Raw genomic sequence first — 26,397 nt, forward strand, 5'->3', positions numbered from 1 at the left:
ATATATATTATGGATTATTTAAAAATAAATAGCTAATAGCTTATGTTTTTAAGTGTATCTAAATATTCATTAAACTCATTAATAAAAGAAGAGCTAGGTACAATATTTTTAATTCTCTGGTCAGTAGAAGTTTTTTCCAAATGAAAGAATCCTTTTTCACATGCCTCAGTAATTATAAGAGCTGATTTTGGTCGAGAAGTTTTAAATAATTTTGTTTTAAGTTCTTCGACTGAAAGTTTTTGTCCTTCTTTATGAGCAGACATGACTAATAACATCATATGATAATGTGAAGGAGATTTTCTAAAAAAATAGTTACTTGATGTATGGGATTGTTTCATTTGATCTTCCCAAAAGTTTAAAAGTGTTTTTTTAGTGGAAGCCATTTATCTAAGCTCTTACTCTTGATTTTGTTGGATCGTAGAATGGAAAAGCAATAACCTTAGCACCAATTCTTTTTTGATGACCATCTAGTTTCCCTATTTCAACTTCAGTTCCAATTTCAGAATATTTTACATCTATTCTACAAAGAGCAATATTCTTTCCAAGTTTTGGAGAAAGCATAGCACTAGTTATGACGCCAATTTGTGCACGACCTATGTGAACGCAGTCTCCGTGAACCGCTGGTTCGTGACCGACTAACTCTAGTCCTACTAATTTTTTTTGTGGATTTGCTTTTCTCTTAATTAATTCTTCTTTGCCGATAAAATCATCTTCTTTTGTTTTAAGTGGAACGGTAAAACCAATTCCAGCTTCAAAAGGATCTGTTTGGTCATCAAATTCATATCCATAAAAAATTAGTCCAGCTTCTATACGAACCATGTCTAAAGCCTCTAAACCAAGCGGTGTGATATCAAATTCTTTTCCTGCTTCCCAAACTTTATCCCAAACTTCTGCAGCATCTTTAGGATGACACCAAATTTCATATCCAAGTTCACCAGTGTAACCCGTTCTAGAAATAACAATTGGAGTTCCAGTTTCATGTTCTATTCGCGCAATATTAAATCTAAACCACTCAAGTTCAGTTATTGATGGTTGAATTGGTGCTGTCCAAACAAATTTTTCTAAAATTTTTCTACTATTAGGTCCTTGAACAGCAATATTATGAATATGATCCGTAGCTGATTTGATCCAAACTTTATAATTTTTCTTTTTTGCTTGTTCTTTTAACCATTCTCCACTGTACTCATCTCCACCAATCCATCTAAAGTTATCCTGTCCAAATTTAAATAAAGTACCATCATCTAACATGCATCCATTTTCATAACACATAGCAGTGTAAACAACTTGTCCGACTGATAGTTTTTTAACATTTCTTGTTAAGGTATATTGCATAAGGTTTTCAGCATCTGGTCCTAAAATTTCAAATTTTCTTAATGGCGAAAGATCTGTTGCTATCGCACTTTCTCTACATGCGTTATATTCTTTTATCGTTCCAGAATTTGTAAAATTATTAGCTAGCCAAAAACCTTTATACTCAACAAAGTTTCTAGTTAGTTCAGATGTTTTTTTATGAAAACCTGTCTCTTGAGTAAGTTTTGGTTCAGCGTCTGTTTTCATTCTAAATGCAATTGCTTTTGAGTATTTTTCATTCTTTGCATAAGTTCTAACAAATATATCTGTAGGGTTCCAGCCATTTGCAGCATCAACATCACAAGGACAAGCGGATGAAACACATGTTAAATCTTTTAAAGCTCTGAACAAAACATAATCACCAGGTCTTGACCAAGGTTCATCAAATGTTGCAACATTATTTGCATCTATTGCTGTATTAAAAAAAAGATTTATAGCTGACCAACTTTTTCTAGCATTAACATCATATTTTTCTAATTCCTTATTAAAATTATCAGTACAATTAATATGACCCATGTAACCCAAATCTTCGTAGTATTTTGAAGTACAGGCTAGATTAAAAGTATCATGTCTTCCAACAGTATCTCTAACCACTTCAACCATTGCCTCATGATCACCATCATAGAATTTTGAAAATAAACCTGGACCAGGGTAAGCGCTACCCATAAAAGTTCTAGTTGCTTTATCATCAATAATACTTTCAACACCATCATTTAATTTATGAGTATCAAAAGCTAAAAAATCAGAGCATTGCCTTCCTCCTGTATCAATTATTTGAATATACTCCCCAGCTTTAACTTCATAAGTTTCTGCAGTTCTTCTTTTAACAAGTTGCTCAACTAATGGATCACTTAAAGGATCAGGTAAAATAAATTGCTCTTCTGTTTCTGAAAACTGGGCTTTATTTAAAAAGATTGTTAGATCAGTTGGTGGATTTTGTTCGTGAACATTGAGAGGATTACCAGGTGCTGCAATCAAAACAAAACATTTATCTTTTGCTAATAAAGTTATTTTTTCTCCCATTACACAATCTTCATTAAAAATAATTGAAGATTTAGCTTTATTTAATTCAAAGCTCTTTTTTTTGAATATTTTTGAAATTTTTTCATCATTAGCTATAGCTATTTTTGAAAAATCTGCGTTTGAATTTTCTTTTAAATTTAATATTGATAAATCTGATTTCCCCTTGGAATTAAAAACAATTATTTCACAAACTTGTTTTCCTTCATCATTAATAATTTCGATTTTATCTTCTTGAGAAACTTCAATTACAGATAAACCGCCACCCTTAACATAATATTTTTCAACTCCTGGTGGTAAAACTCTTAATCCAGGATTTTTGATATTATTGCTAGTTCCTAACATCTACAGTGCTTTTTTAATATTTTTTATTAACCATAATATAATCATAGGGGATTGACTATAAATTTAATAAGTGAGAACATACTTTATTAAACTTAATATTAAGGGAGATAGAATATGAAGAAGAATCAATTGCCGATAATAATCGGTGCGGTAGTAATAGTTGTTGCCGCAATTTTTTTCATGCAAGGTGGAGACAAAACTGCCAAAAAAGGTGGTGATAGTGCTCAACCAATAATTATTGCTACTCATAACTGGTCAAGTCAAATTGTAATGGCTCATGTTATTGGTGGAATTTTTGAAAGCATGGGTAACAATGTAAGTTACGTAAATACAAACTCACAAGCTGTATACGAGTCAATTCGTATTGGTGATGTAACTCTAGCACATGAAGTATGGGAATCTGCTTTTGGTAAATCATTCACTACAGCACTAGACAAAGGTGGAATAGTTGATTGGGGTGATCACGAAGCAAGAACTCTTGAAGATATGGGATATCCTAACTGGGTTGCTGACAAAGGATTATGTCCAGGTCTACCAGATTGGACTGCTTTAAAGAATCCAGACTGTGCTGCAAACTTTGCAACACCGGATTCAGGTGGAAAAGGAAGAATGTTAGAAGGTCCACAAACTTGGCATGGAGATTTAATACCTCAGAGGGTTGATGCTCTTGGGTTAGGAGATCTTTGGACAGTTAAATTTGCTGGAAGTGCAGATGCACTTTGGGCAGAACTTAAGGCTGCTGAGAAAGAAGGAAGAGGAACTATAATATTCAACTGGACTCCAAACTTTACGGATGGAAAAGGTTTCACATTTATTGATTTTCCTCCATATTCTGCTGGTTGTAGACCAGAAGATGGTGGTGATGGAAAATGTGGATCTCCAGATGGTTATTTGAAAAAAGCTGTAAATGAGGATTTTCCTAATACTCATCCAGGTGCAGCTGCAGTTTTCAAAAAAATGTCATTTTCAACAAGTCACATCGGAGCAATGGCTGCTTTAGTTGACGAAGATAAAATGACACATGAAGATGCTGCAAAAAAATGGTTAGCAGACAATAAAAGTGTTTGGGAACCATTTACTAAATAAAGTATAAAAATAATTGCAAAATCTCCCCCAACAAATTTGGGGGGGATTTTTTTATGTAAGTAAATCTAGTGAAGTTTCAAATTATAAATTTTATTAAAAAAATGACGAAGTACTCTATTTATATATTTTTAAGCCTGTTTATTTTTAATTTATCCTTAGCAAAAAATATCGACATACAAGAAGATATTGAAATTGGTTATGTATGCGAGTTAGAAAAAAAAATACTTAAGAACTCAGAGTATAATTATAAAACTTTTTTAGCAAAAGATTTAAATGAAAAAAATTTAGATCAATTTAAGATTGATGCAAAGCAGCCTGAAAAACTTTCGATTAATGGATTATCAGTATTTCTCTCTGAAAATACAAAGTTTGATGTAAAGGTTGTTAATAAGGATATAGTTTTATTTAAAGCTTTTGATAATGACAAAAATTACTCCGAGTCTGGTATAATTAATAGAAAATCGGGTGAATTAGTTCATGAAATTACAAAAGATTTAAAAAGTGAAAATTTTGAAAAGGATATTTCTTTTTATGTATGTAGCTAAAATGAAAAAATATATTTTTTATATAACTTTGAGTTTTTTAATCGCAACTTCAGCATCAGCTCGAAAAACAGGCTGTGAAGGAGACTGTGAAAATGGTTTTGGTAAATGGACCTATACAGACAAAACAACTTATGAAGGAAATTGGGTAGGAACACAAAAACATGGACAGGGTGTTGAAACTTGGCCCAATGGATACATTTATAAGGGTGAATTTAAAAATAGTGAATGGAGTGGTCAGGGAGTTTTAACTTTTCCAGACGGCTCTATCTACGAAGGGGAATGGGCCAACGGCTTTATGAATGGAAGAGGTAAATTTATTTGGTCTGATGGAAAAGAAAAAGTAGGAACTTGGAAAAATGGCAAAATACAAGAATAATTATGATTGATAGATATTTGAATAAATTTAAAGGACTGTTGCCTGAGCCTATTCAACAATTTGGTGGTCTTGTTTTATTAACATTTATTGTAATTTTTTCTTTTGGTATTTTAAATGTTTTTTTTGGTCAAGGTGAAGAACTAGTAGAAAAAATGAAAAAGGAAGAAGCAAGAATTGCTGAGGCAAACAAACTAAGTAAAATAATCTCCACACTACCATCTGGTATTTTAACTTTTTATGAAGGAAGTGATCATTACAAATTATCTAAAGAGCAATATGAAACAGTATGCAAAATAACAAAAATTATCCCACAACGAGCTGTTATGGGTGCGAATTTAATAAATTTTAAAGCAAAGCAAATATATACTACCAATGGCAATCAAATAGCCAAAACATTTGTAAATTGGGACAAAGAAAACAGTAAGTGCATTGCTGGATTTGTTTTAAGTGGAAGCATAAATGGTGGGGAAAAAGAGAAAATTACTGTTAGTGGAGAAGTTTTAAATTTTTTAAGCACAGGAATTGATACCAGAGTTTATTTTATTAAAAATTTTTAAAGGAGGAAAACAATAAATTGAAATAATATAAAAAGTGTATTTTATTTTTATTTCGTATAACTTATTCAAACAATATGACTAATACTGTTATCAAATGTGAGTCTGTTTACAAAATTTTTGGAGCAAATGCAGAAAAGATGCTTCAAGAAGCAAATGGAAACGTTGATGCAAAAACATTTCAAGAAAATGGATGTATAGTTGGAGTGAATAATGCCTCCTTTGAAGTTTCAAAAGGAGAAATGTTAGTTGTAATGGGTTTATCAGGCTCTGGAAAATCAACTTTATTAAGATGTATTTCAAGATTAACAGACGCAACAGGTGGAAAAATTTTTATAGAAGGTCAAGATTTACTTTCATTAAATAATAAAGAACTAATAGATATTAGAAGAAATAAAATGGGGATGGTATTCCAAAGTTTCGCATTACTTCCACATAAAACAGTTTTAGAAAACATTGCATTTCCTCTTCAAATAAAAGGAATTGAAGATCAAGAAAGCATAGATAAAGCTATGGACATGGTTAAACTTGTTGGCCTTGATGGAAGAGAAAATTATTTTCCAAGAGAACTTTCTGGTGGGCAACAGCAAAGAGTAGGAATCGCTCGGTCTTTAGCTGTTGAACCTGATATCTGGTTTTTAGATGAACCGTTTTCAGCATTAGACCCATTAATTAGAAAAGAAATGCAAGATGAGTTTTTAAGGCTTCAAGAAAAATTACAAAAAACAATTATGTTTATTACTCATGATTTTGATGAAGCATTAAAGCTTGCCGATCGAATTGCAATTATGAAAGATGGAATAATAGAGCAGCTTGATACACCAGCAAATATTGTTTTAAATCCAGCAACTGAGTATGTCAGAAAATTTACCGAAGAAGTTCCTAGAGAAAAAGTATTAAAGATAGAAGACATTATGGATAAACCCCATAATGAAAATTTAAGTGAATTAAAAGTTTCAAAAGATGAAATAATTGAAAATGTTGCTGAAAAGATTTTAAACCAAGAAAGATCTGTTGGTGTAATAGATAAAAACAATCAAATTGTTGGAACTGTTCATCCTTCAAAAATAATTAATACTGTGTTTGGCGAAAAAAAAATAATGATTAAAATATGGAATTATTAAAAAAATATCCAAAGTTGTTTCAATGGCTATTTTTGTTGATTGTATTTTTTTCTCTATGCTTTGCAATTGACGTTCCAGAAACCTACAAATTTATAAGAGGCCAAGCAGAATTTATTAAAGACCCAAATCAAAGTACCTACACACTGTTTGGTGCAGAAGTAAGATATTATGCATTTGATGTTTTTTGGAGATTGCCACCTCTTTTGGGATGGTTGCCTATTTGGATAAATGACTCTTTATTTTTTTTGATGAATGAGTGGATGCCAATGGAGTTTTGGAATGAAAATACTCAATCATACAAAACTAGGCCTTTAGTTCTTCAATTAACACGAAATATAACAGCGTTTATGACATTTCTAATTGAACTAATTAGAGAAGTTATATTAGGAGGAGTTCAAACAGTTGTTGCATTTACTAGTTGGGATTGGATAGGAGCAAATCCATGGGCAAAATTACCAGGTTTACCATGGACCATTGTTGCGGCGGGAGCAGTAATACTTGGTTATAATTTAAGTGGAAAAGGCTTAGCTTTATTTGCTGGTATAGTTATGATTTATATTTCCGTATTTGGTCAATGGAAACCATCGATGCAAACTCTTTCTTTTATATTAGTTGCAGCACCACTATCTTTTATTTTTGGTTTGGGTCTAGGTATTGCAGCATTTAAAAGTAAACGAGTTGAAAAAGCTTTATATCCAATACTTTTAGTTATGCAAACTATGCCTCAATACGCTGTGTTAGTTCCTGCAATTGTTTTATTTGGTGTTGGTGATCATGCGGCAGTCATCATAACGATGGTAGTTGCAGTTCCTCCAATGATTTTATTAACTCTACTTGGTTTAAGAGGTATACCTCCTGAAGTTATTGAAGCTGGTAGAATGAGTGGATGCACAAATTCTCAACTCATGTTCAAAGTATTAATTCCAACTGCAAGAAGAGATATTTTAATAGGAGTAAACCAAGTGATTATGGTGTGTTTCTCTATGGCTGTTATTTCAGCTTTTATCGGTGCGAAAGGTTTAGGGTTTAATTTGTTGCTTGCGCTAAACCAATTAAATATTGGATTAGCACTTGAGGCGGGTTTGTGTATTAGTTTGATTGCAATATTATTGGACAAGTTATCTTTAGCTTGGGCAAATAAACAAATTGATTATTTTGGTAATCTAACTTTTTTCGAGCAACACAAAAATAGTATTTTTTTTGGTGGTGCAGTATTAATTGGAATTATACTTGCTTTTGTGGGTTCTTTTTTCTTTAAAGAAGGTTTTAATTATCTATATGAAATTCCACACAATAAAGGAATATCAACAGCAGATTTTTGGAACAAAGGTGTTGATTGGGTTTGGGATACTTTCTTTCAGACTTTAAAAATATTTAATACCTGGTTAATTACAGAAGTTCTTCAGCCAATGAGAGCTTTATATTTAAGGATGCCAGCTGTTGCTACTTTAGTTTTAGTTATTGGTGCTGGTTATATAATTGGCGGAATACGTTCAGCTTTTGTAGTAGGTGGATTAACATTATTTATAGCACTAAGTCCTTGGTGGGATAGGGCTTTAGTAACCACTTATATGGCAACATTTGGTGTAATTATTTCTTGTGCTATTGGCTTTACAGTTGGAACTTTATGTTTTCAAAACAAATATACTACTAATTTTATGTTGGGGGTTTGTGATATTTTTCAAACCTTTCCTTCATTTGTATATTTAATTCCGGTAATGATGCTTTTTGGTGTTACTGATACATCGGTATTAATTGCAGTAATCGTCTATGCAACGATACCTGCAACAAGGTACACAATTGAGGGATTAAGAAGTGTTCCAGCTTCATTGCATGATGCCGGCTCAATGTCAGGTGTAACGAAACTACAAAGATTGATGAAAATAGAATTTCCATTAGCTTTTCCTCATATGATGCTTGGTTTAAACCAAACAATTGTATTTGCTTTATTTATGGTAATTATTGGCGCATTTATTGGAACAGAGGATTTAGGACAATATATCTTAAAAGCCCTATCTGATAAAAAGGGTGCTGGAATAGGATTAACGCTTGGTGTTTGTGTAGCTTTTATAGGTTTGGTGTTTGATCATTTAATTCGAACATGGGTAGATCAACGAAAAAAACACTTGGGCATCAACTAGGATAAATACTCGACCTCAGAAAAACGATCTGTTGGAAAAATCCAATAAAATTCTAAAGTTTCTTTTCCGTTATTTTTTAAAGCATGTTTTGCATTCCCGGCTATATAAACTACATCACCTTTCTTAATTTCTTCTAGCTCACCAGACTTATTTAATGTTCCACTACCATTAGTCACCACATATATCTCTGCGGGCGAATGATAATGTAGAGTTAAATCTCCTCCTGGGGCTATTTCAGCAAAACCAAGAGAAAGTCCAGAACTTTCTGTATAGTCTGCATCTATTAAGAATTTCCATCTTACACCTGGATATTTCTCAGTTGTTTGCCATTTTTGATCAGAAATTGATTTAAGATTTTTTACAAACAACATATCTTTAAAATAATAGTGATAAAAAATTATTTTATGTAGGCCTTCATGGAATCATCTAACTCATCTAACCATTCTGTATGATGTAAAGGAGATTTTTTTCCAGTAATTAGAGATTTATAACTATTATTTCTAAAAGTCATAATATCTTCATGTTTATGATGCTCCCACTCCATAAAAGTTTTATTTACTCCCTCTATATCAAAATCAGGATAATCTGTAGCCTCAATAAGTTCTTTTGTATAATCACCTTGGAACCAAATCTTTTGCTCATCATCTTGTAACGAATCTTCTCTTTTTTTCCATTCAAGACTATTTTTTGTCATTTCATCTTTTGAAGGTAATGAAATTTTTCCAAGAATAAAATCTCTTGCATACCAAGCTTGAGCATCAAACATATTAAAAGTATAAAATTGATCCTGCATACCTAAATACATCATCTTAGGGTTAGATTCCCAAAATATTCCTTTATATAAATTAAGAGGCCATAATAAATTGCTGGTTTTTAATTTAAGCTCTTCTTCAAGAAAAGGAAAATGATGCAAATATCCAGTACATAAAATTATGGCATCCACCTTTTTTTTTGATCCATCTTTAAAGTGAACAGTGTTATCTGGATCAGCTTTTATTAACAAAGGTGCTTGAGTAATTTTATCAGGCCAATGATAATTCATTGGTGCAGTTCTGTGACTAATTGTTATAGATTTGCATCCATATTTGTAACATTGAGATGCAATATCTTCTGAGGAATAACTTGTACCTACAATCAAAATATCTTTGTTTTTAAATTCTAACGCATCTCTAAAATCATGTGCGTGCATTACTCTTCCTCCAAAAGTAGAAAGTCCTGTAAACTCAGGCACATTGGGAGTGCTAAAGTGTCCTGAAGCACACACAACATAATCAAATTCTTCGCTATAGGTTTCTTTTTTGACTAAATCTTCAACTGAAACAGTGAATAGTTTACTGTCTTTGTTGTAACTAACCCAACGAACAGAAGTTCTAAATCTTACTTGTTTTTTAAAATCTGATTTAGCAAGTCTGCCACGTATATAATCCAATATTACTTCTCTTGGAGGATAAGATCCAATAGGTTTTCCAAAATGTTCATCGAAAGAATAATCTGAAAACTCAAGGCATTCTTTTGGCCCATTGGACCAAAGATATCTATACATACTACAATGTACAGGTTCTCCATACTCATCAGTTCCAGTTCTCCAGCTATAATTCCATAACCCTCCCCAATCTTCTTGTTTTTCAAAGCAAACTACTTCAGGAATTTTTTCACCTTTTTTTTGAGCTGACTCAAAAGCTCGTAGTTGAGCTAAACCAGAAGGTCCTGCACCGATTATTGCTACTTTAGTCATAAAAGATCTCCATTTAAAATTATTATATAATCTACTTTACTAACAAAATGTTAAAAATTACAATAAATATATCTTATTACAGTAATATTATTGATATAAATCAAATGAGTAAATCTTGTAAAAATAAAGCTTTAAACTTCAGCTTATGAAAAAAATAGTTATAATTGGTGCTGGTGCAATGGGGTCTGCTTTTGCAGTTCCATGTTTAGATAATAAAAATGATGTTACAATTGTTGGAACACATTTAGAGGACAACCTAATTGAAAGTATTAATTCTAATAATCATATACATCCAGCATTAAAGACACAATTACCAAAAGAAATTAAATTTGAGCGATTTGAAAAATTACAAACTATTTTAAAACAAAATATTGATATTATTGTTTGTGGAGTAAGTTCAGTAGGTATTGAGTGGTTTGTTCAACAAATTTCAAAAAAATATAAAAAGAAAATACCAATTGTATTATTAACCAAAGGTCTATCCATAGTAGATAATGAGCTCTCTACACTTTCAGACAAAATTAAAAATCTTTTAGAGAAAGAAGGTCATTCTGAAATTAATATTTCAGCTATCAAAGGACCATGTTTAGCTGCAGGATTAGCAAATAAAATGAGAACAGGAACAGTTATTGCAAATAAAAACTTAAAAGAAAGTCAGTTCCTAAAAGAAACAATCTCAACTAACTATTACTCTACTGAAATCTCAGAAGATATAAATGGTGTTGAGTTATCAGGAGCAATAAAGAATATTTACTCAATGCTAATTGGAGCATCTGAAGGCTTGAGCAATCCCAAAGCATCAAAAGATATTCAGTCAAAATATTTTTTAAATACTGCAGCGTCTTTGATACATAGATCAATTTCTGAAATGGTAGAGTTTGTTTCTAATTATGGAGGTAAAGCAGAAACAGTTTATGGTTTAGCGGGTTTAGGAGACTTATATGTTAGTGCAATAGGAGGAAGAAATAGTTTGATGGGAAAGTATTTGGGTGAAGGACATCTGTATAATGATGCTAAAGAAAAATTTATGAAAGATATTACTGTAGAAGGTGCTCAATTAGCTTTAGAAATTGGACCAAAAATTTTACAAGATTTAAATCCTCAGCATTTCCCGCTAATGTTTAGTATGCTGCAAACTATTTGTGAAAATAAAAAATTACAAATTGACTGGTAAAAATTTTAAAATAGACCTTCTATTTCACCATCTTTATTAAGCTTGATTGAGTCAGCCGCAGGCACTCTTGGTAAACCTGGCATTGTCATTATAGCCCCACAAACAACAACTATAAATTCTGCACCAGAAGAAAGCCTTATTTCTCTAACTGGTAATGCGTGACCTGTTGGTGCACCTTTAAGACTAGGATCAGTTGAAAAACTATATTGAGTTTTTGCAATACAAATTGGTAATTCACCATAACCAGCTTCTTCAAAACTTTTAAGTTGATCTCTAATTTTTGTATCAGCGATAACTTCATCTGCTCTGTAAATCTCTTTTGCAATTGTCTCTATCTTTTTAAATAAAGGTGTTTTGCTCTCGTATAAAAACTTAAATTTAGCTTCATTTTTTTCACATAAATCAGCAACATGAGCTGCTAGTTCCTTTGTTCCTTCACCACCGTTTGCCCAGTGAGTACAAAGACTTGCCTTAACTCCCAATCCATCACAAAATTCAATTAAAGCTTTTACTTCATTATCAGTATCTTTAATAAAATGGTTAACTGCAACAGCAACAGGTAACCCAAATTTTTTTATATTTTCAATATGTCTTTCAAGATTAATCAATCCTTTTTTTAGAGCTTCTACATTTTCATTTTTCAGATCATCTTTGGCAACCCCACCATGCATTTTTAATGCTCTAATTGTTGCAACAATTACTACACAGCTCGGTTTAAGATTTGATTTTCTACATTTTATATCAAGAAATTTTTCTGCACCAAGATCAGCACCAAACCCTGCTTCAGTCACCACATAGTCAGCAAGCTTTAGTCCTGTTTTTGTAGCAATTACAGAGTTGCATCCATGAGCAATATTTGCAAATGGACCACCATGAATAATCGCAGGATTATTTTCTAAAGTTTGAGTTACGTTAGGTCTAATAGCATCTTTTAATAATACAGTCATCGGACCTTGAGCTTTCAAATCTTTTGCATAAACAGGTTTTCTATCTCTCGTGTACGCTATTGTAATATTCCCTATTCTTTTTTCTAGATCTTCTAAATCATTTGATAAACAAAAGATCGCCATGATCTCTGATGCAACAGTTATATCAAATCCATCTTCCCGAGGAAATCCATTTGCGATACCACCTAAATTAATATTTATTTCTCTCAAAGAACGATCGTTCATATCCATCACTCTTTTCCAAACAATTCTTCTTACATCTATATCTAATTTATTTCCCCAATAGATATGATTATCGATTAAAGCAGATAATAAATTATGTGCAGAAGTTATTGCATGAAAGTCTCCAGTGAAATGTAAATTAATTTGTTCCATTGGAACCACTTGTGCGTATCCACCGCCAGCTGCTCCACCTTTCATACCAAATGAAGGGCCAAGACTTGGCTCTCTTAAACATACAATAGATTTTTTTCCAATTTTATTTAGACCATCGTTAAGTCCAACTGAAGTAGTGGTCTTACCTTCACCTGCTGGAGTAGGAGTGATTGCGGTAACTAAAATTAATTTTCCGTCTGGTTTATCTTTTAAGGTATCTAAATATTCTAAATTAATTTTTGCAATGTGTCTGCCCATTGGACTGAAAGCAGCACTTTCGTCAGGTACATTTATTTTCGCTAGAATATCATTTATAGGTTGCATTTTAGCTTCTCTAGCTATTTGAATATCTGACTTAACTTCGCTCATATAGAATCCTACAAGTTATAAATTTCTTTGATGACTTCTTACCCCTTTTTGACATCTTTGGAAACTTCTAAAAAATATATATAAAAAAAATAAGAACTATTTATATTCATTGAGATAAAAATATCTGATGCAAAAATATTCAATTTTCAATCTAATTAAAAATGCTTTTTCTGGGCACCAAAACTGGGATTTGGCATGGAAAGATCCAACACCTAAGAAAGAATATGATGTTGTAATCATTGGAGGTGGTGGTCATGGTTTAGCGACTGCATATTATTTAGCAAAAGAACACAACATTACTAATGTTGCAATCATTGAAAAGGGTTGGATTGGTGGTGGAAATGTTGGCCGTAATACTACAATTATTAGATCAAATTATATGCATGATGATAATGCGCTTTTTAGTGAATTTGGAATGGATCTATGGAGAAAGATGAGCCAAGATTTAAACTACAACGTAATGTTTTCACCAAGAGGAATTATTAATCTTGCTCACTCAGATGCCCAAATGAATGTTTATGCGAGAAGAGGAAATTCAATGAGACTGAATGGAATAGATGCAGTTTTATTAAATAGAGAGCAAGTTAAAGAAATTATTCCAATGGCAGATTTTTCTGAAAATGTGAGGTTTCCAATTTTTGGGGGATTGATGCAACCAAGTGCTGGAACAGCAAGACATGATGCTGTTGCTTGGGGGTATGCAAGACAAGCAGACTCAATGGGAGTTGATATAATTCAAAATTGTGAGGTAACAGGATTTGACGTTGTTGGCGGGAAGATTAATGGAGTAAGAACTTCAAGAGGTGACATCAAGGTTAAGAAAATCGGATTATGCGTTGCTGGAAGTACAAATATTTTAGCAGAGAAATTAAATATGACATTACCTGTAGAAACTCATTTACTTCAAGCTTGTGTTTCAGAGCCTGTAAAACCAATTTTAGATAGAGTAGTTACTTTTGGAGCTGGACACTTTTATATTAGTCAATCTGACAAAGGTGAAATGGTAATGGGTGGGGATCTTGATGGATATAATAGTTATGCACAAAGAGGTAACCTGCCAACTTTACAACATGTGTTAACAGAAGGAATAGCAATGATGCCGTTCTTAAGTAAATTAAAAATGTTGAGAACTTGGGGTGGAATAATGGATATGTCTATGGATGGTTCTCCAATAATTGATAAAACACATATTGAAGGTTTATATTTAAATTGTGGTTGGTGCTACGGTGGATTTAAAGCAACTCCTGCATCGGGTTGGACATTCGCTCATACAATTGCTCAAGACAGGGTTCATAAATTAAATGCTGGTTATAGTTTAAATAGATTTAACACAGGTCACTTACTTGATGAAAAAGGACTTGGAACAAAAACTTGGATTTCATAAATGCTTCATATTAAATGTCCACACTGTGGAATGAGATCACAAAATGAATTTTCTTATGGTGGTGATGCAACTGTTAAAAGACCAGAACTTAATAAAGAGGTAACAGATCAAGATTGGGATAACTTTGTCTATAATAGAAAAAGTTTAAGGGGAAAACATTTAGAGTTATGGCAACATTTATCAGGGTGCAGACAATGGATAAAAGTTGAAAGAGACACTGCAACTCATGAAATATTTAGAACGCTAAAAGCTAATGAGGATAATTTATAATGGATCAAAGTTATCGATTATCAGATGTTGGTTTAATAAATAGAGATAAGAAATTATCTTTTAAGTTTAATGGTAAAACTTATTATGGTTATGAGGGAGACACTTTAGCCTCAGCTTTAATAGCTAATGGTGTTCATTTAATCGGTAGAAGCTTTAAATACCATAGACCAAGAGGTTTTTTTGGTGCAGGAGTTGATGAACCTTATGCAATTGTTCAATTATATAGAAATGGTGAAACTGAACCTAATATTAAAGCCACAGAACAAGAGCTTTTTGAAGGGTTAGAGGCAACAAGTGTAAATTGCTGGCCAAGTGTAAACTTTGATATTGGAGCAATAAATAATTTCTTTAAAATATTTTTACCTGCTGGGTTTTATTACAAAACTTTTATGTGGCCAAAAAGCTTTTGGTACAAAGTTTATGAACCATTTATTAGGAAAGCAGCAGGTCTTGGTGTTGCATCTACTAAACATGATAAAGAGAGATATGAACATAAATATGAATATTGTGATTTATTAATAGCTGGTTCGGGCCCATCAGGTTTAGCGAGTGCATACGCTGCAGCAAAAAATGGAGCAAGAGTTATTTTAGCTGAAGATAAAGCTAGACATGGAGGAACTTTATTAACTAGTGATGCTAATATAGGAAATCAATCAGGCAAAGAGTGGGCTGATGGAATAATTTCAGAACTTAAAGAAATGCCTAACGTTGTTGTTAAAAACAGATCACAGGTTTTTGGATATTATGATCATAACATGCTGGTAATGTCTGAAAGAATTAGTGATCACCTTCCGCAGACAAAAAAATACCATCCAAAACAAAGACTTTGGTACATTAGAGCAAAAGAGGTTTTAATTTCTTCAGGATCAATTGAAAGACCAATTGTTTTTGGAAACAATGATACACCAGGAGTAATGCTTTCATCGGCAGCAAAAGAATACCTTAAAGTTTATGGAGTATTAGTCGGAAGAAATCCTTTAATATTTACGAATAACGATAGTGGTTATGAAACTGCAATTGAATTTAAAAAAAATGGTGTTGAACCAATTATTTTAGATACAAGAAAAGATCCTCAATCAGAAGTAGTCGATGAAGCAAAAAATTTAGGAATTAACATTAAGTTTTCTTATGTGGTAGTCGCCGCTCAAGGTTATAAAAAAGTAAAATCAGCAGATATTGCAAAAATTTCAGATGATAAAGAGCAGCTTGGTATGGTAGAAAATATTAAATGTGATTGTATATGTGTTTCAGGTTTTTGGACACCAACAATTCATTTAGCTTCACAATCTGGAAATAAAACAAAATTCAATGAAGATATTGATGCATTTGTTCCAGGAACATCAAAACAAAACGAAACAACGTTAGGCGCTGCAAATGGAACTTATACTTTAGAGGAGACTTTGAAAAGTTCTTTTGAAACTGGTCATGAGTTATCAAAAAAAATTACTAACAATAATAATGAAATTTCATTTCCAAATGTAGTCGAAAAAAAATCAACAACTCACGACAAGTTTTGGTGTGTGCCATTACCTGAGGGAAAAAATTATAAAAGATTTTTAGATTTTCAAAATGATGTTGCGGTTTCTGATGTAGAGATAGCACTTAAAGAGGGTTATCGATCAATTGAACATGTAAAAAGATATACGACGCTTGGTATGGCAACTGACCAAGGCAAAACGAGTAATTTAAATGGCTTACAATTAGTATCAAATATTGAAAATAAAGTAGTACCAAATGTTGGTCATACTACTTTTAGACCACCGTACACTCCTGTTTCAATAGGAGCAATTGTTGGAAGAGAAGTTGGAAAACACTCAAAACCAACAAGAAAATCACCAATGCATTCATGGCATGAAAAAAATAATGCAGTTTTTGTTGATGCAGGTGTGTGGTTGAGACCTAGATATTATAAACAAGGAGATGAAAATTTATTTGAGGGATCAAAAAGAGAAGCAAAAAATGTAAGAACAAATGTAGGAGTTTGTGACGTAACTACATTAGGTAAAATAGATATTAAAGGACCAGATGCAGCAGAACTTTTAAATAGAGTTTATACAAATGCATGGTTAAAGTTACCAGTTGGTAAAGCAAGATACGGTGTGATGTTAAGAGAAGATGGGATTGTTATGGACGATGGAACAACTACAAGAATTTCAGAAAATCATTATCACATGACAACTACTACCGCACAAGCTGCAAACGTTCTTTCACATTTAGAATATTATTTACAACTAGTATGGCCCGAATTAAATGTGAATGTAGTTTCAACTACAGAGCAATGGGCAGGAGCTGCAGTTGCTGGACCTAAATCTAGAGATTTATTACAAAAACTATTTCCAAATTCTGATGTATCAAATGAAGGATTGCCTTTTATGGGTTACATGGAGGGAGATTTGTTTGGAGTTAAGGCTAGAATTTTTAGAATTTCATTTTCTGGTGAGCTTGCATATGAAATAAATGTTGAGTCTGATAACGGAAACTTTATGTGGAAAAAAATTATGGAAGTTGGTCAACAATTTAAAATTCAACCATATGGAACAGAGGCATTATCAACTCTTAGAATTGAAATGGGACACGTTGCAGGATCTGAGCTTGATGGAAGAACAATACCTTATGACAATTCTTTAGAAGGATTATTAAGTAAAAAGAAAGATTTTATAGGCAAAAGATCTTTAACTAGAGAAGCATTTGTAGCTGAAGATAGACAAAAAGTTGTTGGAGTTGTTCCTTTAGATAAAAAAACAAGTATTCCTGAAGGATCGCATTTAGTTAAAGATTCAAATGCACCATTACCAAATCCAAAATTAGGTTATATTTCAGCTTCATGTTGGAGTGTTGAGCATGATAATCCATTTTCTTTAGCAATATTGAAAGATGGAAAAAACATGATTGGTGAAAAGTTATTTGTAATGTCTCCAGTTAAAAATAAGGTAATCCCAGTTGAAATAGTCTCATCACACTATGTTGATCCAAAAGGTGAAAGGGTTAGATCGTGAGTTTAATATCAGCTTTAGCAAATGTTCATTCAAAAGGTCAATTCGGTGACCATGAAGGTAAAAATGAAAATGATCTTTTAAAGATTTCTGAGATAAAGAATTTATTAATAGTTCAAATAGTTCAATACAAAAATTCTACAGTTTCAATTGAAAGTGTTGAAATTGATGGTTTAAAATTAAAAGACCAGCCATTAAGCGTAATAAGTAATAACGATACAAGAATTTTATGGAATGGACCAAAAAATTGGCTTTTGGTTTCAACAAAAAAAGATTTACTTAAAAATATTTCACAAAATTTTAAAGAAACAGATTTTGCGGTAACTGATTTATCTCATTCAAAAGCTATAATTGAAATAGAAGGTCAGGATGCTAAAGAAGTTTTAAAGAAAGGCTGTCCTTTTAATTTTAATACTTTAGAAAAAAATAATTCAATAAATTCTACTTATAATGGAATAGCTTTCACGGTTGATATGCTAGATGACAACTCAGATAAAGTAAGATTGTTTGCTCTTAGAAGTTTTGGTGAGTCTTTGTATCACTCTATTACAGATGCTTCTTTAGAATTTGGCTTTAAATCTTTGTAAGGTTTAAAACATTCTATCTAAATATTTTTAATCTCGTGTTGCAATGTAAACACCAATGGTGGTTATTAAAAAACCTAAAAGATCTAAATTAGTTAAACTTTCATTTAAAAACAACCAAGCCATGAGAGCGGATGTTGCTGGTATTAAAAAAAATATAGAAACAGTTTTACTTGCCGAGTTATTTTTAATTAAATACATCAATATTGTAAAAGCACCAAATGACACTAAAAATATTTGGTGACTCATAGCAATTAAAAATGTTTGTGAAAAATCAATATATGGTTTTGCAAAAAATATTATAACCAATAGATGAAAAGTAAAACCACCTATAGCTTGATACATGTTACTTACTGATAGAGGTAAATTATTACTAAGTTTCTTTTGCCAAATAGTCGAAGATGTTATTGCAATTAAAGCTATTATGGTTGCAACCAAACCAGCTATTGGAATTTCTGAACCAATATCTAAACCTAAAACTAAGGTTGCGCCAACAAACCCAAGCAAAACTCCAATCCATTGTTTAATTGACACTTTTTCATTTAAAATTGGCCCACTTAGAGCATTTGTTAAAATTGGTTGAAGAGTAACTATTAAAGCAGCAATTCCTGTAGGCATTCCTTTTGAAATTGAATAAAAAACCCCACCTAAATAAAATCCATGAAAAAGAACACCACTAAAAAAAGACTCAATAAAGTTTTTTTTATTTATTAAAATTTTTTGTTTTGAATAGATAGAAAATAAAAAAAAACCAATAGCAACAATTGAAAATCTAAACGCAAGTGCTGAAAATGGATCACTGTTATCTATTATTGGTTTTGTAGTAATGAAGGCTGATGACCACAATAAAATAAAAATAAACGGAAAAATTTTAACCATTTTTGTTTTATAGATGAATATTATTCTTATTCTCTTAAATTATACTCAAATTGAACTCATTCTATCTTGAGTTGAATCTTTAAATATGCATTACTTCAGTATACTTTATGAAATTTTCAAAAATATCATTAATATTTGTAACTCTTATCGTCTTAAGCGGATGTGTTCAATCTACAGCATTGCTTGGTCCCGGAATTACAGTAGTAACATCAGGTAACATTCTACAAGCTGGATTTCAATATGGGGCTAATACAGCAATTAAAAAAGAAACTGGTAAAGATCCATTTAATCACATGTTAGATGTAGTTGATAACATTGAAAATGATAGTGAAAACAAAAGATCTCTTAAAGATTTAAAAGAATGGGCAGAAAATAAAGCTTTGTTAGTCAGAAAAAAATTAACAAACTAGTCTAATATATTTAAAAGAATTAATTCTTTTTGTTTTGTTTCTTTGCACCACATTTCATAACTTTCACAAACTCTCCACAAATGATCAAAAGCTCTTTGAGATATTTCTAAGGGAAAGTGACTTTTTGTATAATAAAGTTTTGGAATTTTCATTAAAAACTTAACCATCGAGTCTTTCTGAATCTCTAAAAGTCTCATTGTCTCATCGTTAATTTTTTTACCAGTTTGTTTGTCTATAAAATCATTTTTTTTTAATTCTAAAAACCATTGATTATGAAATTCTCCAGAACTTATCAAATCATAATCTTTTGTTGTCATAAAAACTTCAAATGCTTGAATGTTAGTCATTTCAGAGTTTTCTTTTTTAATATTTACTACTTTAGAGTAAATTAATTCTGCAACTCTTAGAACGTAAGGCTTGTCGTTATCAATTGGCATGAATTAACTTTTGTGTTTAGCCATTGCAGAAGTTGCAAGTATTAAATTAGGGTCTAAAAAAATTTTAGATGACTTCACATTACTGAATGATTTAAAAGCAAAAATTGCTATTGGAAGCTCTGTGCAGCCTAATATTATTTTTTTACATTTCATTTTGATTAATTCATTAATTGCAGGTTTTATTGCTTTTGCAGCAGCTTTGACGTCACCCATTTTCACAAATTTTATGGCTTTATTTACAGATTTTTTTTGAAATTTTTGAGAGGGTTGTATTAAATTATAATCTTTATTAAAAATTTTATTATATACACCAGTTTTTAGTGTTCCTTCAGTAGCTAATAAGCCAACTTTTGAATTTTTTTTACAATTTTTTTTTGTAAATTTAAAAACTTCTTTTGGCATATTTATAATAGGAATATTTATTTTTTTTTGTAAATCATCAAACCAGTAATGTGCTGTATTGCAAGGGATGACAATAAATTTACATTTATTTTTTTCAAGTAATTTGCACCCCTGTAGTAAGCTTTTTAAAACAAGATTATATTTTTTTTTACTATTAGAATTTGAAGATTTATTTGATAAATTACCCGTTTGAACTCCAATAGACTCTGGTCTACCAGGTATGTTAGATTTGTTATAAAGGATAAATAAAGGATACTCTTGATCAATTTTTCCTCTATTTAAAATTGCAAGTTTGTTACAAAAATCTAAACCTGCTTGCGTTCCCATTCCACCTAAGATACCGATCATAATATATTTTTGAAATTAATTTATTTAGATTGCTTTATTAATTCCTCTCATAAAAACTATAAGTAGGCAACCATTTTCCGTGTGCGAGTTATGAGTACTTCCAGGTTCAAAAGTTACAAAATCACCTTTTTTAAATATTTTACCATCTGCATCTTGTAACTCTCCATCTATCACATAAAATTCTTCAAATCCTTGATGTATATGTGGTAAGCTTTTAGCGCCTGGATCCATCTTAAGTATGTATGTACCAAAGCCACCATTTTTTTTATCATAACTTATCTTGTGCCAGCTCATGCCTTTAACGGGCTCACCATAGTTATCAAATGGTTTAAATTCTAGATTGTTGATATTGTTTATAAATCTATTACTCATATTAATAATACATATCGTACTATTAAATTTTAATATTTAAAAATTGTTTTAAGAGGATTTTGGCATTGGCTGAATTTAAATATTTCAATCTAAAGATTAAAACTCTAATTTTTCAGCCAATAGCAAGTGTGAATTATGCAGTTTTTAAGTTAACTGCTGAAGGACCTTTAGGACCATCTTCAACATCGAAAGTCAAAGCTTGACCCTCATCTAAACCGTTCATACCAGCATCTCTTACAGCTGAAACATGTACAAACACATCTTTTTCTTTGTCTTCTCTTTCAATAAAACCAAAACCTTTAGTTGGATTGAACCATTTTACTTTTCCTTGTAGACTCATATTTATCTTCTTATTTTTCGTTGTATTAATTTATTACTTATAATTAAGTAATTCTGGCTTTGTTTAGATTAATTAGGGTTTTGTCAACAAAATTGATTAAATTTTGATTTTTTTTATAAGCTCTTAGTCAGATAAACAGAGTTTACATCCTCTTTATAATGAGCAAATGGGTCACATATTTCAAAACCACATTGTTTAAATAATCTTCTAGCAGGCTTGAAGAAATCACCAGCACCAGTTTCTATACTTAACTTTTTAATATCTAGCTTTTTAGCTTCATTAATTAAATGATTAATTACGTTAATACCATTTCCCATTCTTCTAAAATTATCATGAATTCTAATTGATTTGAATTCTCCATGCTCTTTATCCAAAAACTTTAAAGCACCACAGCCCATCAACATATCTTCTTGCCATAAACTCCAAAATTTTATTGATGAAACTTTTAATCCAGGAATATCTAAAACGTGAGCACTCCCTTCGGGTGAGGCTGCTCTTAATTCAATAAAATGCCTTGTAAGCAGCTCATGTACTTTAGGATCATCAAAATTACCTTCTATTGATTTTAACATTTATACTAAAGTTGTTAGGTGACCCATTTTTCTTTTTTCTTTAATCTCCTTTTTAAGATAATCAAAAAAGAACTCATTTTCTTTAAATTTAGATAATTTTCTATATTCAGATATTTGATCTCCAATTAAATTAACCATTGTTGCATTAGATAATTTTTTTAACGGTAGTTGTTCTAAACCACATACTGCTCTAATATGGTTTTCAAATTGACTTACATTATATGCATTAATTGTGAGATGGCCAGAATTGTGAACTCTTGGAGCAATTTCATTAACATATAAATTGTCATTTCTATCAATAAAAAATTCTACACATAATGTTCCGACATATTTTAGCTCTTCAGCTATGGACATCGCCCAATCTTTAGATTGATTGTAAATTTTTTTATCAATATCTGCAGGAATTTTTGAAAATTTTAATATTTGATCTTCATGCTTGTTTTCTATTGGTTCATAAATTTCATATTTTTGGATATTAAATCTAGTAATAATGATTGAAATCTCTTTTTTTAATTTAACTAACTTCTCTAAAATATAACCTTTTGAAAAATCAATGTTTAGTGAATTAAATTCTTCAATTGAATTAATAGGATATTGTCCTTTTCCATCATATCCAAGAGTAGTTGTTTTTAAAATACCTGGCAAAAGATCATCAAGAGCTTCAATTTCAGACTCGTTTTCAACAGATGCATATCTTGTTGTTCTGATATTTAAATTATTTACAAAATCTTTTTCTGCCAATCTATGCTGAATAAGTCTGTTTACAGACGGTTTCGGTAAAACAGGTTTCAATTTATTTATTTCACTTAATGTTTCAAAAGGAATATTTTCAAATTCATAAGTGACATAATTAACTAAATTTACAAATTCAATAATCTTTTCCTTATCGTTGTAGGTACCTGAAATAAATTTATTACAAAAATTTTGTGCAGGCGCGTCAGGATCATCACAATAAATAACAGTTTTGATATTTAATTTTTTTGCTGATATCGCAAGCATACTACCAAGTTGGCCACCACCAATAATACCAAGTGTTATTTCTGACATCTTACTTAGGTTTTTTTTTAATAGATTTTGTTTGTGATAATCTCAAATTATTTAAATTTTTTTTTATAGTTGGATTATTATTTGCAATAATTGAAGCAGCTAACAAAGCAGCATTAATTGCACCATCTTCACCTATAGCTAGTGTACCAACAGGTATACCTTTTGGCATTTGTGCAATTGATAGCAAACTGTCTAATCCTTTAAGTTTTTTACTCTCTATTGGAACGCCTAGAACTGGCAAAGGAGTTAACGCAGCAATCATTCCTGGTAAATGGGCAGATCCACCCGCCCCAGCAATAATAACACCAATATTATTTTTCTCAGCAGCAGAAGCGTATTCATACATTCTTTTAGGAGTTCTATGTGCTGATATAATTTTTGTTTCAAAAGAAACTCCAATTTTTTTTAGAGTTTTTTCAGCAAGTTGCATGGTTTTATAGTCAGATTGACTACCCATTATTATTGAAACTTTTAAAGGTTTATTTTTTTTCATGAAGAATACTAAAAGTCTTATTTCAAAATTAGCTTAAAATTTCAATAAAATTAATAGTATTTAAAAACCATTTTGATTAAAGTTACTCATAATATGAATTTTAAAATTGATAATCTACAATACTGTAATTGGTCTAGAAAAATTTTTGAATATAATAGATCTGCGGGACTAGACGCGGTCCACGTAACAATTGTTTATCACGAAGATTATCATGAACTTTTAGAAGAAATTAAAAAATGGGAAATACTTTTTTCAGAAAACTCTGACTTAATATTCCTTGGAAGAGACTATAAAGATATTGAAAAAGCAAATTCTGAAAAAAAAACAGCAATTTTTTTTGGTTTTCAAAATTGTTCCCCAATTGAAGATGATATTAGTTTAGTAGAAAAGGTTCATAATTTAGGATGTAGATTTATGCAACTCACCTATAATAACCAATCATTACTAGCAACTGGCTGCTATGAAAAAATAGATAGTGGAGTTACAAACTTTGGTCGTGAAGCAATAAAAGAAATGAATAGAGTAGGTATAGTGGTTGACATGTCTCATTCAGCAGAAAAGAGTACATTTGATGCAATTGAATTAAGTGAAAAACCAATAGCAATAACTCATGCAAACCCGACATTTTGGCATGCTGCAAAAAGAAATAAATCTAACGATCTTTTAAAAACGCTAAGCGAAAGTGGCGGCATGTTAGGGTTATCTTTGTACCCACATCATTTAAAAGATAACACGAATTGTACAATTGAAAGTTTTTGTGAAATGGTTGCCAGAACAGCTGAAATTATGGAGTTAAAAAATATAGGTATTGGTTCTGATCTCTGCTTAGATCAACCAGACAGTATTGTTGAATGGATGAGAAATGGCACTTGGTCTAAAAGTAAAAATTATGGAGAAGGTTCTAAAAATAAACCTGGCTTTCCTAAACAACCCGAATGGTTTGAGGATGCTAGAGGATTTAAAAATATTGAAAATGGCCTTAAAAAGATAGGATTTTCAGATAGTGAGACATATGGAATACTAGGAAACAACTGGTATAATTTTTATAAATCAATTTAATTATGAAAATTGAGTTAAGAGACCCAAATACAATTATGAAATTATCAAGATTAGGATCATTTCATCAGTCAAAATTATCATTTTTGAGAAGTTTTTTAAGTGAGTTTAAAGATTGGGATTACAATAGGGATATTTTTAACTTAGACCAAGAAGGTTATGGAGAAGCGGTTTATTCATTTAAAAAAAAAGATAGAGTTTATTCTTTAGTATGTTTTGCAAATCCAATTAAAGATGAAGAAAGATCTGATAGGGTTATAGCCACTAAATGGGACGCAGCATTTACATTACATGATGGTATTCCAAGCTCTGATGATATTAAAAGATTAAAAGACGAAGTTCCCAAACAGGAAGTAGGGAGACTTACGTTTAAAGAGTTAACTCTTTCAAGAGCCAACAAATCAGTAAGAGTTTTTAACCATGTTGTAGAAAGTCTAAGTGAGGGTAAACAACCTGATGTAAACTTATTATCTAAAGTTGGTTATTTGTATAGAACCACAGCGGTTTATGGATCTGGTAAATTTGGACTTGCTGATAGATTTAGAATTAAAAATAGAGAGGAAATTAATGGTCCTTTCAGATTAGAGATGATGTTAGTTTACCTTGTAAGACAATTTACTTTTGATCAAGTAAATCATGTTGCACATTGCAAAAACCCAAAAAAAGCAGTGAAATTAGATAAGAAAATTTGTAAAAATTTAGGTATTGGCAACTCAACAGGCCTTGGCATGGCCCCTTTTATAGTCAATCATCCAACATTGTTAAATAATTGGATCCTTAGCAGAGAAATGGCATTAAAAGAAATTAGAGAAATAAAAATTGTTGAAAATGAGGATAGTGAACTTTTTATAGATTGTGTGAAAAAATCTATAAAAAATATTACTAGCTGGAATACAGATAGTGAGTATCAACAAAAAAAAATTAGCTTACTCCTTAAGAATGTTGAAAAATTTATAAATTACATTGAAAATAATTTTGATTTTAAAACTGAATATCCATTTAATGAAATATATTTGTGGTTAGAGCAAAACACTTGTGAGGAATGTATAGAATATATCGTTTCTATAATGATGGAACCCTATAACAATATTACAAACCCTTTAGTTAGCAATATGAGCTCTGATGAAGATAAGTATTTTAACATTCCAACTAATCGAACAGTGCAAGAATTAAGAGACATTATTGAAATTAAATATCCAAATATTTTAGATATTAATTTTGATCAAAAAGAAAATCATCAAAATTTCTGGTTTATTTCTAAAAATAAAGAAGAACCTAGATTAGCGGATAGATTTGAAGAACATGGATCTGAGCTTGAGCAGCCACTTGCTGTTGCAAGAGACATAAAAAAACTTTATGAAAAATTATTGTCTGAAAAAAATAATTCATCTATTGCTGAATTTTTATCCTTAAACTCAGAATTAAGACACGTTGTTAGAAGAGCTTTTATAATAGAAAAATTTCCATATTCAGAAATTCAAGATAATACAATTGGTAAAAATATTGTCCCTATTGATATGTTGAGGCTTAAATTGTCTTTTTTTGGTGCATTAAAGTTTGATCCAAGATCAGATAAATGGTTAAGAATTTGCATGTTCCAAGGCGCACCATTGCCAGATGAATTAAAAAACTACGATGAGCAATGGGTATATAAAACTAATAATTAATT

At 31.1% G+C, this 26,397-nt stretch carries 27 protein-coding genes; 14 read left to right on the top strand and 13 right to left on the bottom strand.

The genetic code is table 11. The features are described from left to right. Positions 1 to 32: 32 nt before the first annotated feature. The gene (locus ACIJYG_RS01720; protein ID WP_435088743.1) at positions 33 to 383 is read right to left on the bottom strand and encodes a hypothetical protein; all 351 of its coding nucleotides are present in this window, start codon (positions 381 to 383) and stop codon (positions 33 to 35) included. A 4-nt stretch (positions 384 to 387) separates the two neighbouring features. Then, positions 388 to 2,715 carry a DUF1989 domain-containing protein gene (locus tag ACIJYG_RS01725; RefSeq protein WP_435097827.1) on the bottom strand — a complete coding sequence of 776 codons (2,328 nt, stop codon included), beginning with the start codon at positions 2,713 to 2,715 and terminating at the stop codon, positions 388 to 390. Between the two features lie 180 nt (positions 2,716 to 2,895). Here ACIJYG_RS01725 and ACIJYG_RS01730 point away from each other — a divergent pair, with 180 nt between their 5' ends. The 6 genes from ACIJYG_RS01730 (at position 2,896) to ACIJYG_RS01755 (ending at position 8,541) form a co-directional block, all read left to right on the top strand. After that, a complete protein-coding gene (locus ACIJYG_RS01730) occupies positions 2,896 to 3,801 on the top strand; it encodes an ABC transporter substrate-binding protein (RefSeq protein ID WP_435098829.1) in 906 nt (301 codons plus the stop codon). Between the two features lie 101 nt (positions 3,802 to 3,902). Further along, complete coding sequence (locus ACIJYG_RS01735; RefSeq protein ID WP_435097830.1) at positions 3,903 to 4,346, top strand: hypothetical protein; 444 nt, start codon at positions 3,903 to 3,905, stop codon at positions 4,344 to 4,346. Between the two features lies 1 nt (position 4,347). Beyond that, positions 4,348 to 4,722 (top strand): MORN repeat-containing protein, encoded by a 375-nt coding sequence (locus tag ACIJYG_RS01740; protein ID WP_435098832.1) that lies wholly within the window; start codon positions 4,348 to 4,350, stop codon positions 4,720 to 4,722. A 2-nt stretch (positions 4,723 to 4,724) separates the two neighbouring features. Next, the gene (locus ACIJYG_RS01745; protein ID WP_435097833.1) at positions 4,725 to 5,279 is read left to right on the top strand and encodes a hypothetical protein; all 555 of its coding nucleotides are present in this window, start codon (positions 4,725 to 4,727) and stop codon (positions 5,277 to 5,279) included. A gap of 74 nt (positions 5,280 to 5,353) precedes the next feature. Then, positions 5,354 to 6,400 carry a quaternary amine ABC transporter ATP-binding protein gene (locus tag ACIJYG_RS01750; protein ID WP_435097836.1) on the top strand — a complete coding sequence of 349 codons (1,047 nt, stop codon included), beginning with the start codon at positions 5,354 to 5,356 and terminating at the stop codon, positions 6,398 to 6,400. Next, positions 6,388 to 8,541 carry an ABC transporter permease gene (locus ACIJYG_RS01755; protein WP_435097839.1) on the top strand — a complete coding sequence of 718 codons (2,154 nt, stop codon included), beginning with the start codon at positions 6,388 to 6,390 and terminating at the stop codon, positions 8,539 to 8,541. Before ACIJYG_RS01750 ends, ACIJYG_RS01755 begins: the two co-directional genes overlap by 13 nt. Here ACIJYG_RS01755 and ACIJYG_RS01760 read toward each other — a convergent pair. Further along, positions 8,538 to 8,912, bottom strand: a complete 375-nt coding sequence (locus ACIJYG_RS01760) for a cupin domain-containing protein (RefSeq protein WP_435097842.1) — start codon at positions 8,910 to 8,912, stop codon at positions 8,538 to 8,540. The genes ACIJYG_RS01755 and ACIJYG_RS01760 overlap by 4 nt on opposite strands. Before the next feature lie 26 nt (positions 8,913 to 8,938). Continuing rightward, entirely contained in the window at positions 8,939 to 10,276 is a 1,338-nt protein-coding gene (locus ACIJYG_RS01765) for an NAD(P)-binding domain-containing protein (protein WP_435097845.1), read from the bottom strand. Between the two features lie 145 nt (positions 10,277 to 10,421). Between ACIJYG_RS01765 and ACIJYG_RS01770 the strand changes: the two genes are divergently transcribed. Then, entirely contained in the window at positions 10,422 to 11,450 is a 1,029-nt protein-coding gene (locus ACIJYG_RS01770) for a glycerol-3-phosphate dehydrogenase (RefSeq protein WP_435097848.1), read from the top strand. Between the two features lie 5 nt (positions 11,451 to 11,455). Here ACIJYG_RS01770 and ACIJYG_RS01775 read toward each other — a convergent pair whose 3' ends face one another. Further along, positions 11,456 to 13,141 carry a formate--tetrahydrofolate ligase gene (locus ACIJYG_RS01775; RefSeq protein ID WP_435097851.1) on the bottom strand — a complete coding sequence of 562 codons (1,686 nt, stop codon included), beginning with the start codon at positions 13,139 to 13,141 and terminating at the stop codon, positions 11,456 to 11,458. A gap of 127 nt (positions 13,142 to 13,268) precedes the next feature. On the opposite strand from ACIJYG_RS01775, the gene ACIJYG_RS01780 reads away from it, so the two are divergent. From ACIJYG_RS01780 to ACIJYG_RS01795, 4 genes are read left to right on the top strand one after another with little or no spacing between them, the layout of a single operon-like run. Beyond that, positions 13,269 to 14,525 (top strand): sarcosine oxidase subunit beta family protein, encoded by a 1,257-nt coding sequence (locus ACIJYG_RS01780; protein WP_435086620.1) that lies wholly within the window; start codon positions 13,269 to 13,271, stop codon positions 14,523 to 14,525. Then, positions 14,526 to 14,795, top strand: a complete 270-nt coding sequence (locus tag ACIJYG_RS01785; protein ID WP_435088754.1) for a sarcosine oxidase subunit delta — start codon at positions 14,526 to 14,528, stop codon at positions 14,793 to 14,795. Beyond that, positions 14,795 to 17,791: a sarcosine oxidase subunit alpha family protein gene (locus ACIJYG_RS01790; protein ID WP_435097854.1), complete on the top strand. Its 2,997-nt coding sequence runs from the start codon at positions 14,795 to 14,797 to the stop codon at positions 17,789 to 17,791. The genes ACIJYG_RS01785 and ACIJYG_RS01790 overlap by 1 nt, the downstream gene beginning before the upstream one ends. Continuing rightward, a complete protein-coding gene (locus ACIJYG_RS01795) occupies positions 17,788 to 18,375 on the top strand; it encodes a sarcosine oxidase (RefSeq protein ID WP_435097857.1) in 588 nt (195 codons plus the stop codon). The genes ACIJYG_RS01790 and ACIJYG_RS01795 overlap by 4 nt, the downstream gene beginning before the upstream one ends. Before the next feature lie 27 nt (positions 18,376 to 18,402). On the opposite strand, the gene ACIJYG_RS01800 is transcribed toward ACIJYG_RS01795, so the two are convergent. Then, positions 18,403 to 19,251, bottom strand: a complete 849-nt coding sequence (locus ACIJYG_RS01800) for a DMT family transporter (RefSeq protein ID WP_435097860.1) — start codon at positions 19,249 to 19,251, stop codon at positions 18,403 to 18,405. Positions 19,252 to 19,358: 107 nt separating this feature from the next. Between ACIJYG_RS01800 and ACIJYG_RS01805 the strand changes: the two genes are divergently transcribed. Then, positions 19,359 to 19,661 carry a hypothetical protein gene (locus tag ACIJYG_RS01805; RefSeq protein ID WP_435097863.1) on the top strand — a complete coding sequence of 101 codons (303 nt, stop codon included), beginning with the start codon at positions 19,359 to 19,361 and terminating at the stop codon, positions 19,659 to 19,661. Here ACIJYG_RS01805 and ACIJYG_RS01810 read toward each other — a convergent pair. From ACIJYG_RS01810 to purE, 7 genes are all read right to left on the bottom strand, one after another. Continuing rightward, positions 19,658 to 20,098, bottom strand: a complete 441-nt coding sequence (locus ACIJYG_RS01810; RefSeq protein WP_435097866.1) for a hypothetical protein — start codon at positions 20,096 to 20,098, stop codon at positions 19,658 to 19,660. The two genes, ACIJYG_RS01805 and ACIJYG_RS01810, sit on opposite strands and share 4 nt — an antisense overlap. A gap of 3 nt (positions 20,099 to 20,101) precedes the next feature. Next, positions 20,102 to 20,848, bottom strand: coding sequence for an aspartate/glutamate racemase family protein (locus ACIJYG_RS01815; RefSeq protein WP_435097869.1), 747 nt, complete (start codon positions 20,846 to 20,848; stop codon positions 20,102 to 20,104). Positions 20,849 to 20,872: 24 nt separating this feature from the next. Continuing rightward, complete coding sequence (locus ACIJYG_RS01820) at positions 20,873 to 21,220, bottom strand: cupin domain-containing protein (RefSeq protein ID WP_435097872.1); 348 nt, start codon at positions 21,218 to 21,220, stop codon at positions 20,873 to 20,875. A gap of 133 nt (positions 21,221 to 21,353) precedes the next feature. Further along, positions 21,354 to 21,560, bottom strand: coding sequence for a cold-shock protein (locus ACIJYG_RS01825; RefSeq protein ID WP_008545539.1), 207 nt, complete (start codon positions 21,558 to 21,560; stop codon positions 21,354 to 21,356). 113 nt (positions 21,561 to 21,673) lie between these two features. Then, positions 21,674 to 22,132, bottom strand: a complete 459-nt coding sequence (locus ACIJYG_RS01830) for a GNAT family N-acetyltransferase (protein ID WP_435097875.1) — start codon at positions 22,130 to 22,132, stop codon at positions 21,674 to 21,676. Next, positions 22,133 to 23,179: a 5-(carboxyamino)imidazole ribonucleotide synthase gene (locus ACIJYG_RS01835; protein ID WP_435097878.1), complete on the bottom strand. Its 1,047-nt coding sequence runs from the start codon at positions 23,177 to 23,179 to the stop codon at positions 22,133 to 22,135. Between the two features lies 1 nt (position 23,180). Next, on the bottom strand, positions 23,181 to 23,672 hold the full coding sequence (gene purE / locus ACIJYG_RS01840; RefSeq protein ID WP_435097881.1) for a 5-(carboxyamino)imidazole ribonucleotide mutase: 492 nt from the start codon (positions 23,670 to 23,672) through the stop codon (positions 23,181 to 23,183). A gap of 93 nt (positions 23,673 to 23,765) precedes the next feature. On the opposite strand from purE, the gene ACIJYG_RS01845 reads away from it, so the two are divergent. After that, positions 23,766 to 24,731: a membrane dipeptidase gene (locus ACIJYG_RS01845; RefSeq protein WP_435088766.1), complete on the top strand. Its 966-nt coding sequence runs from the start codon at positions 23,766 to 23,768 to the stop codon at positions 24,729 to 24,731. A gap of 2 nt (positions 24,732 to 24,733) precedes the next feature. Continuing rightward, positions 24,734 to 26,395 (top strand): hypothetical protein, encoded by a 1,662-nt coding sequence (locus tag ACIJYG_RS01850; RefSeq protein WP_435097884.1) that lies wholly within the window; start codon positions 24,734 to 24,736, stop codon positions 26,393 to 26,395. The last annotated feature ends 2 nt before the right edge of the window (positions 26,396 to 26,397 follow it).

This window comes from Candidatus Pelagibacter bacterium nBUS_27 (assembly GCF_051200985.1).
Lineage (GTDB): Bacteria > Pseudomonadota > Alphaproteobacteria > Pelagibacterales > Pelagibacteraceae > Pelagibacter.

Excerpts from the sequence above, each read along its gene's own strand:
- ACIJYG_RS01720 (WP_435088743.1), bottom strand. The coding sequence starts at position 383 with ATGGCTTCCACTAAAAAAACACTTTTAAACTTTTGGGAAGATCAAATG.
- ACIJYG_RS01725 (WP_435097827.1), bottom strand. The coding sequence starts at position 2,715 with ATGTTAGGAACTAGCAATAATATCAAAAATCCTGGATTAAGAGTTTTA.
- ACIJYG_RS01730 (WP_435098829.1), top strand. The coding sequence starts at position 2,896 with ATGCAAGGTGGAGACAAAACTGCCAAAAAAGGTGGTGATAGTGCTCAA.
- ACIJYG_RS01735 (WP_435097830.1), top strand. The coding sequence starts at position 3,903 with ATGACGAAGTACTCTATTTATATATTTTTAAGCCTGTTTATTTTTAAT.
- ACIJYG_RS01740 (WP_435098832.1), top strand. The coding sequence starts at position 4,348 with ATGAAAAAATATATTTTTTATATAACTTTGAGTTTTTTAATCGCAACT.
- ACIJYG_RS01745 (WP_435097833.1), top strand. The coding sequence starts at position 4,725 with ATGATTGATAGATATTTGAATAAATTTAAAGGACTGTTGCCTGAGCCT.
- ACIJYG_RS01750 (WP_435097836.1), top strand. The coding sequence starts at position 5,354 with ATGACTAATACTGTTATCAAATGTGAGTCTGTTTACAAAATTTTTGGA.
- ACIJYG_RS01755 (WP_435097839.1), top strand. The coding sequence starts at position 6,388 with ATGGAATTATTAAAAAAATATCCAAAGTTGTTTCAATGGCTATTTTTG.
- ACIJYG_RS01760 (WP_435097842.1), bottom strand. The coding sequence starts at position 8,912 with ATGTTGTTTGTAAAAAATCTTAAATCAATTTCTGATCAAAAATGGCAA.
- ACIJYG_RS01765 (WP_435097845.1), bottom strand. The coding sequence starts at position 10,276 with ATGACTAAAGTAGCAATAATCGGTGCAGGACCTTCTGGTTTAGCTCAA.
- ACIJYG_RS01770 (WP_435097848.1), top strand. The coding sequence starts at position 10,422 with ATGAAAAAAATAGTTATAATTGGTGCTGGTGCAATGGGGTCTGCTTTT.
- ACIJYG_RS01775 (WP_435097851.1), bottom strand. The coding sequence starts at position 13,141 with ATGAGCGAAGTTAAGTCAGATATTCAAATAGCTAGAGAAGCTAAAATG.
- ACIJYG_RS01780 (WP_435086620.1), top strand. The coding sequence starts at position 13,269 with ATGCAAAAATATTCAATTTTCAATCTAATTAAAAATGCTTTTTCTGGG.
- ACIJYG_RS01785 (WP_435088754.1), top strand. The coding sequence starts at position 14,526 with ATGCTTCATATTAAATGTCCACACTGTGGAATGAGATCACAAAATGAA.
- ACIJYG_RS01790 (WP_435097854.1), top strand. The coding sequence starts at position 14,795 with ATGGATCAAAGTTATCGATTATCAGATGTTGGTTTAATAAATAGAGAT.
- ACIJYG_RS01800 (WP_435097860.1), bottom strand. The coding sequence starts at position 19,251 with ATGGTTAAAATTTTTCCGTTTATTTTTATTTTATTGTGGTCATCAGCC.
- ACIJYG_RS01805 (WP_435097863.1), top strand. The coding sequence starts at position 19,359 with ATGAAATTTTCAAAAATATCATTAATATTTGTAACTCTTATCGTCTTA.
- ACIJYG_RS01810 (WP_435097866.1), bottom strand. The coding sequence starts at position 20,098 with ATGCCAATTGATAACGACAAGCCTTACGTTCTAAGAGTTGCAGAATTA.
- ACIJYG_RS01815 (WP_435097869.1), bottom strand. The coding sequence starts at position 20,848 with ATGATCGGTATCTTAGGTGGAATGGGAACGCAAGCAGGTTTAGATTTT.
- ACIJYG_RS01820 (WP_435097872.1), bottom strand. The coding sequence starts at position 21,220 with ATGAGTAATAGATTTATAAACAATATCAACAATCTAGAATTTAAACCA.
- ACIJYG_RS01825 (WP_008545539.1), bottom strand. The coding sequence starts at position 21,560 with ATGAGTCTACAAGGAAAAGTAAAATGGTTCAATCCAACTAAAGGTTTT.
- ACIJYG_RS01830 (WP_435097875.1), bottom strand. The coding sequence starts at position 22,132 with ATGTTAAAATCAATAGAAGGTAATTTTGATGATCCTAAAGTACATGAG.
- ACIJYG_RS01835 (WP_435097878.1), bottom strand. The coding sequence starts at position 23,179 with ATGTCAGAAATAACACTTGGTATTATTGGTGGTGGCCAACTTGGTAGT.
- purE (WP_435097881.1), bottom strand. The coding sequence starts at position 23,672 with ATGAAAAAAAATAAACCTTTAAAAGTTTCAATAATAATGGGTAGTCAA.
- ACIJYG_RS01845 (WP_435088766.1), top strand. The coding sequence starts at position 23,766 with ATGAATTTTAAAATTGATAATCTACAATACTGTAATTGGTCTAGAAAA.
- ACIJYG_RS01850 (WP_435097884.1), top strand. The coding sequence starts at position 24,734 with ATGAAAATTGAGTTAAGAGACCCAAATACAATTATGAAATTATCAAGA.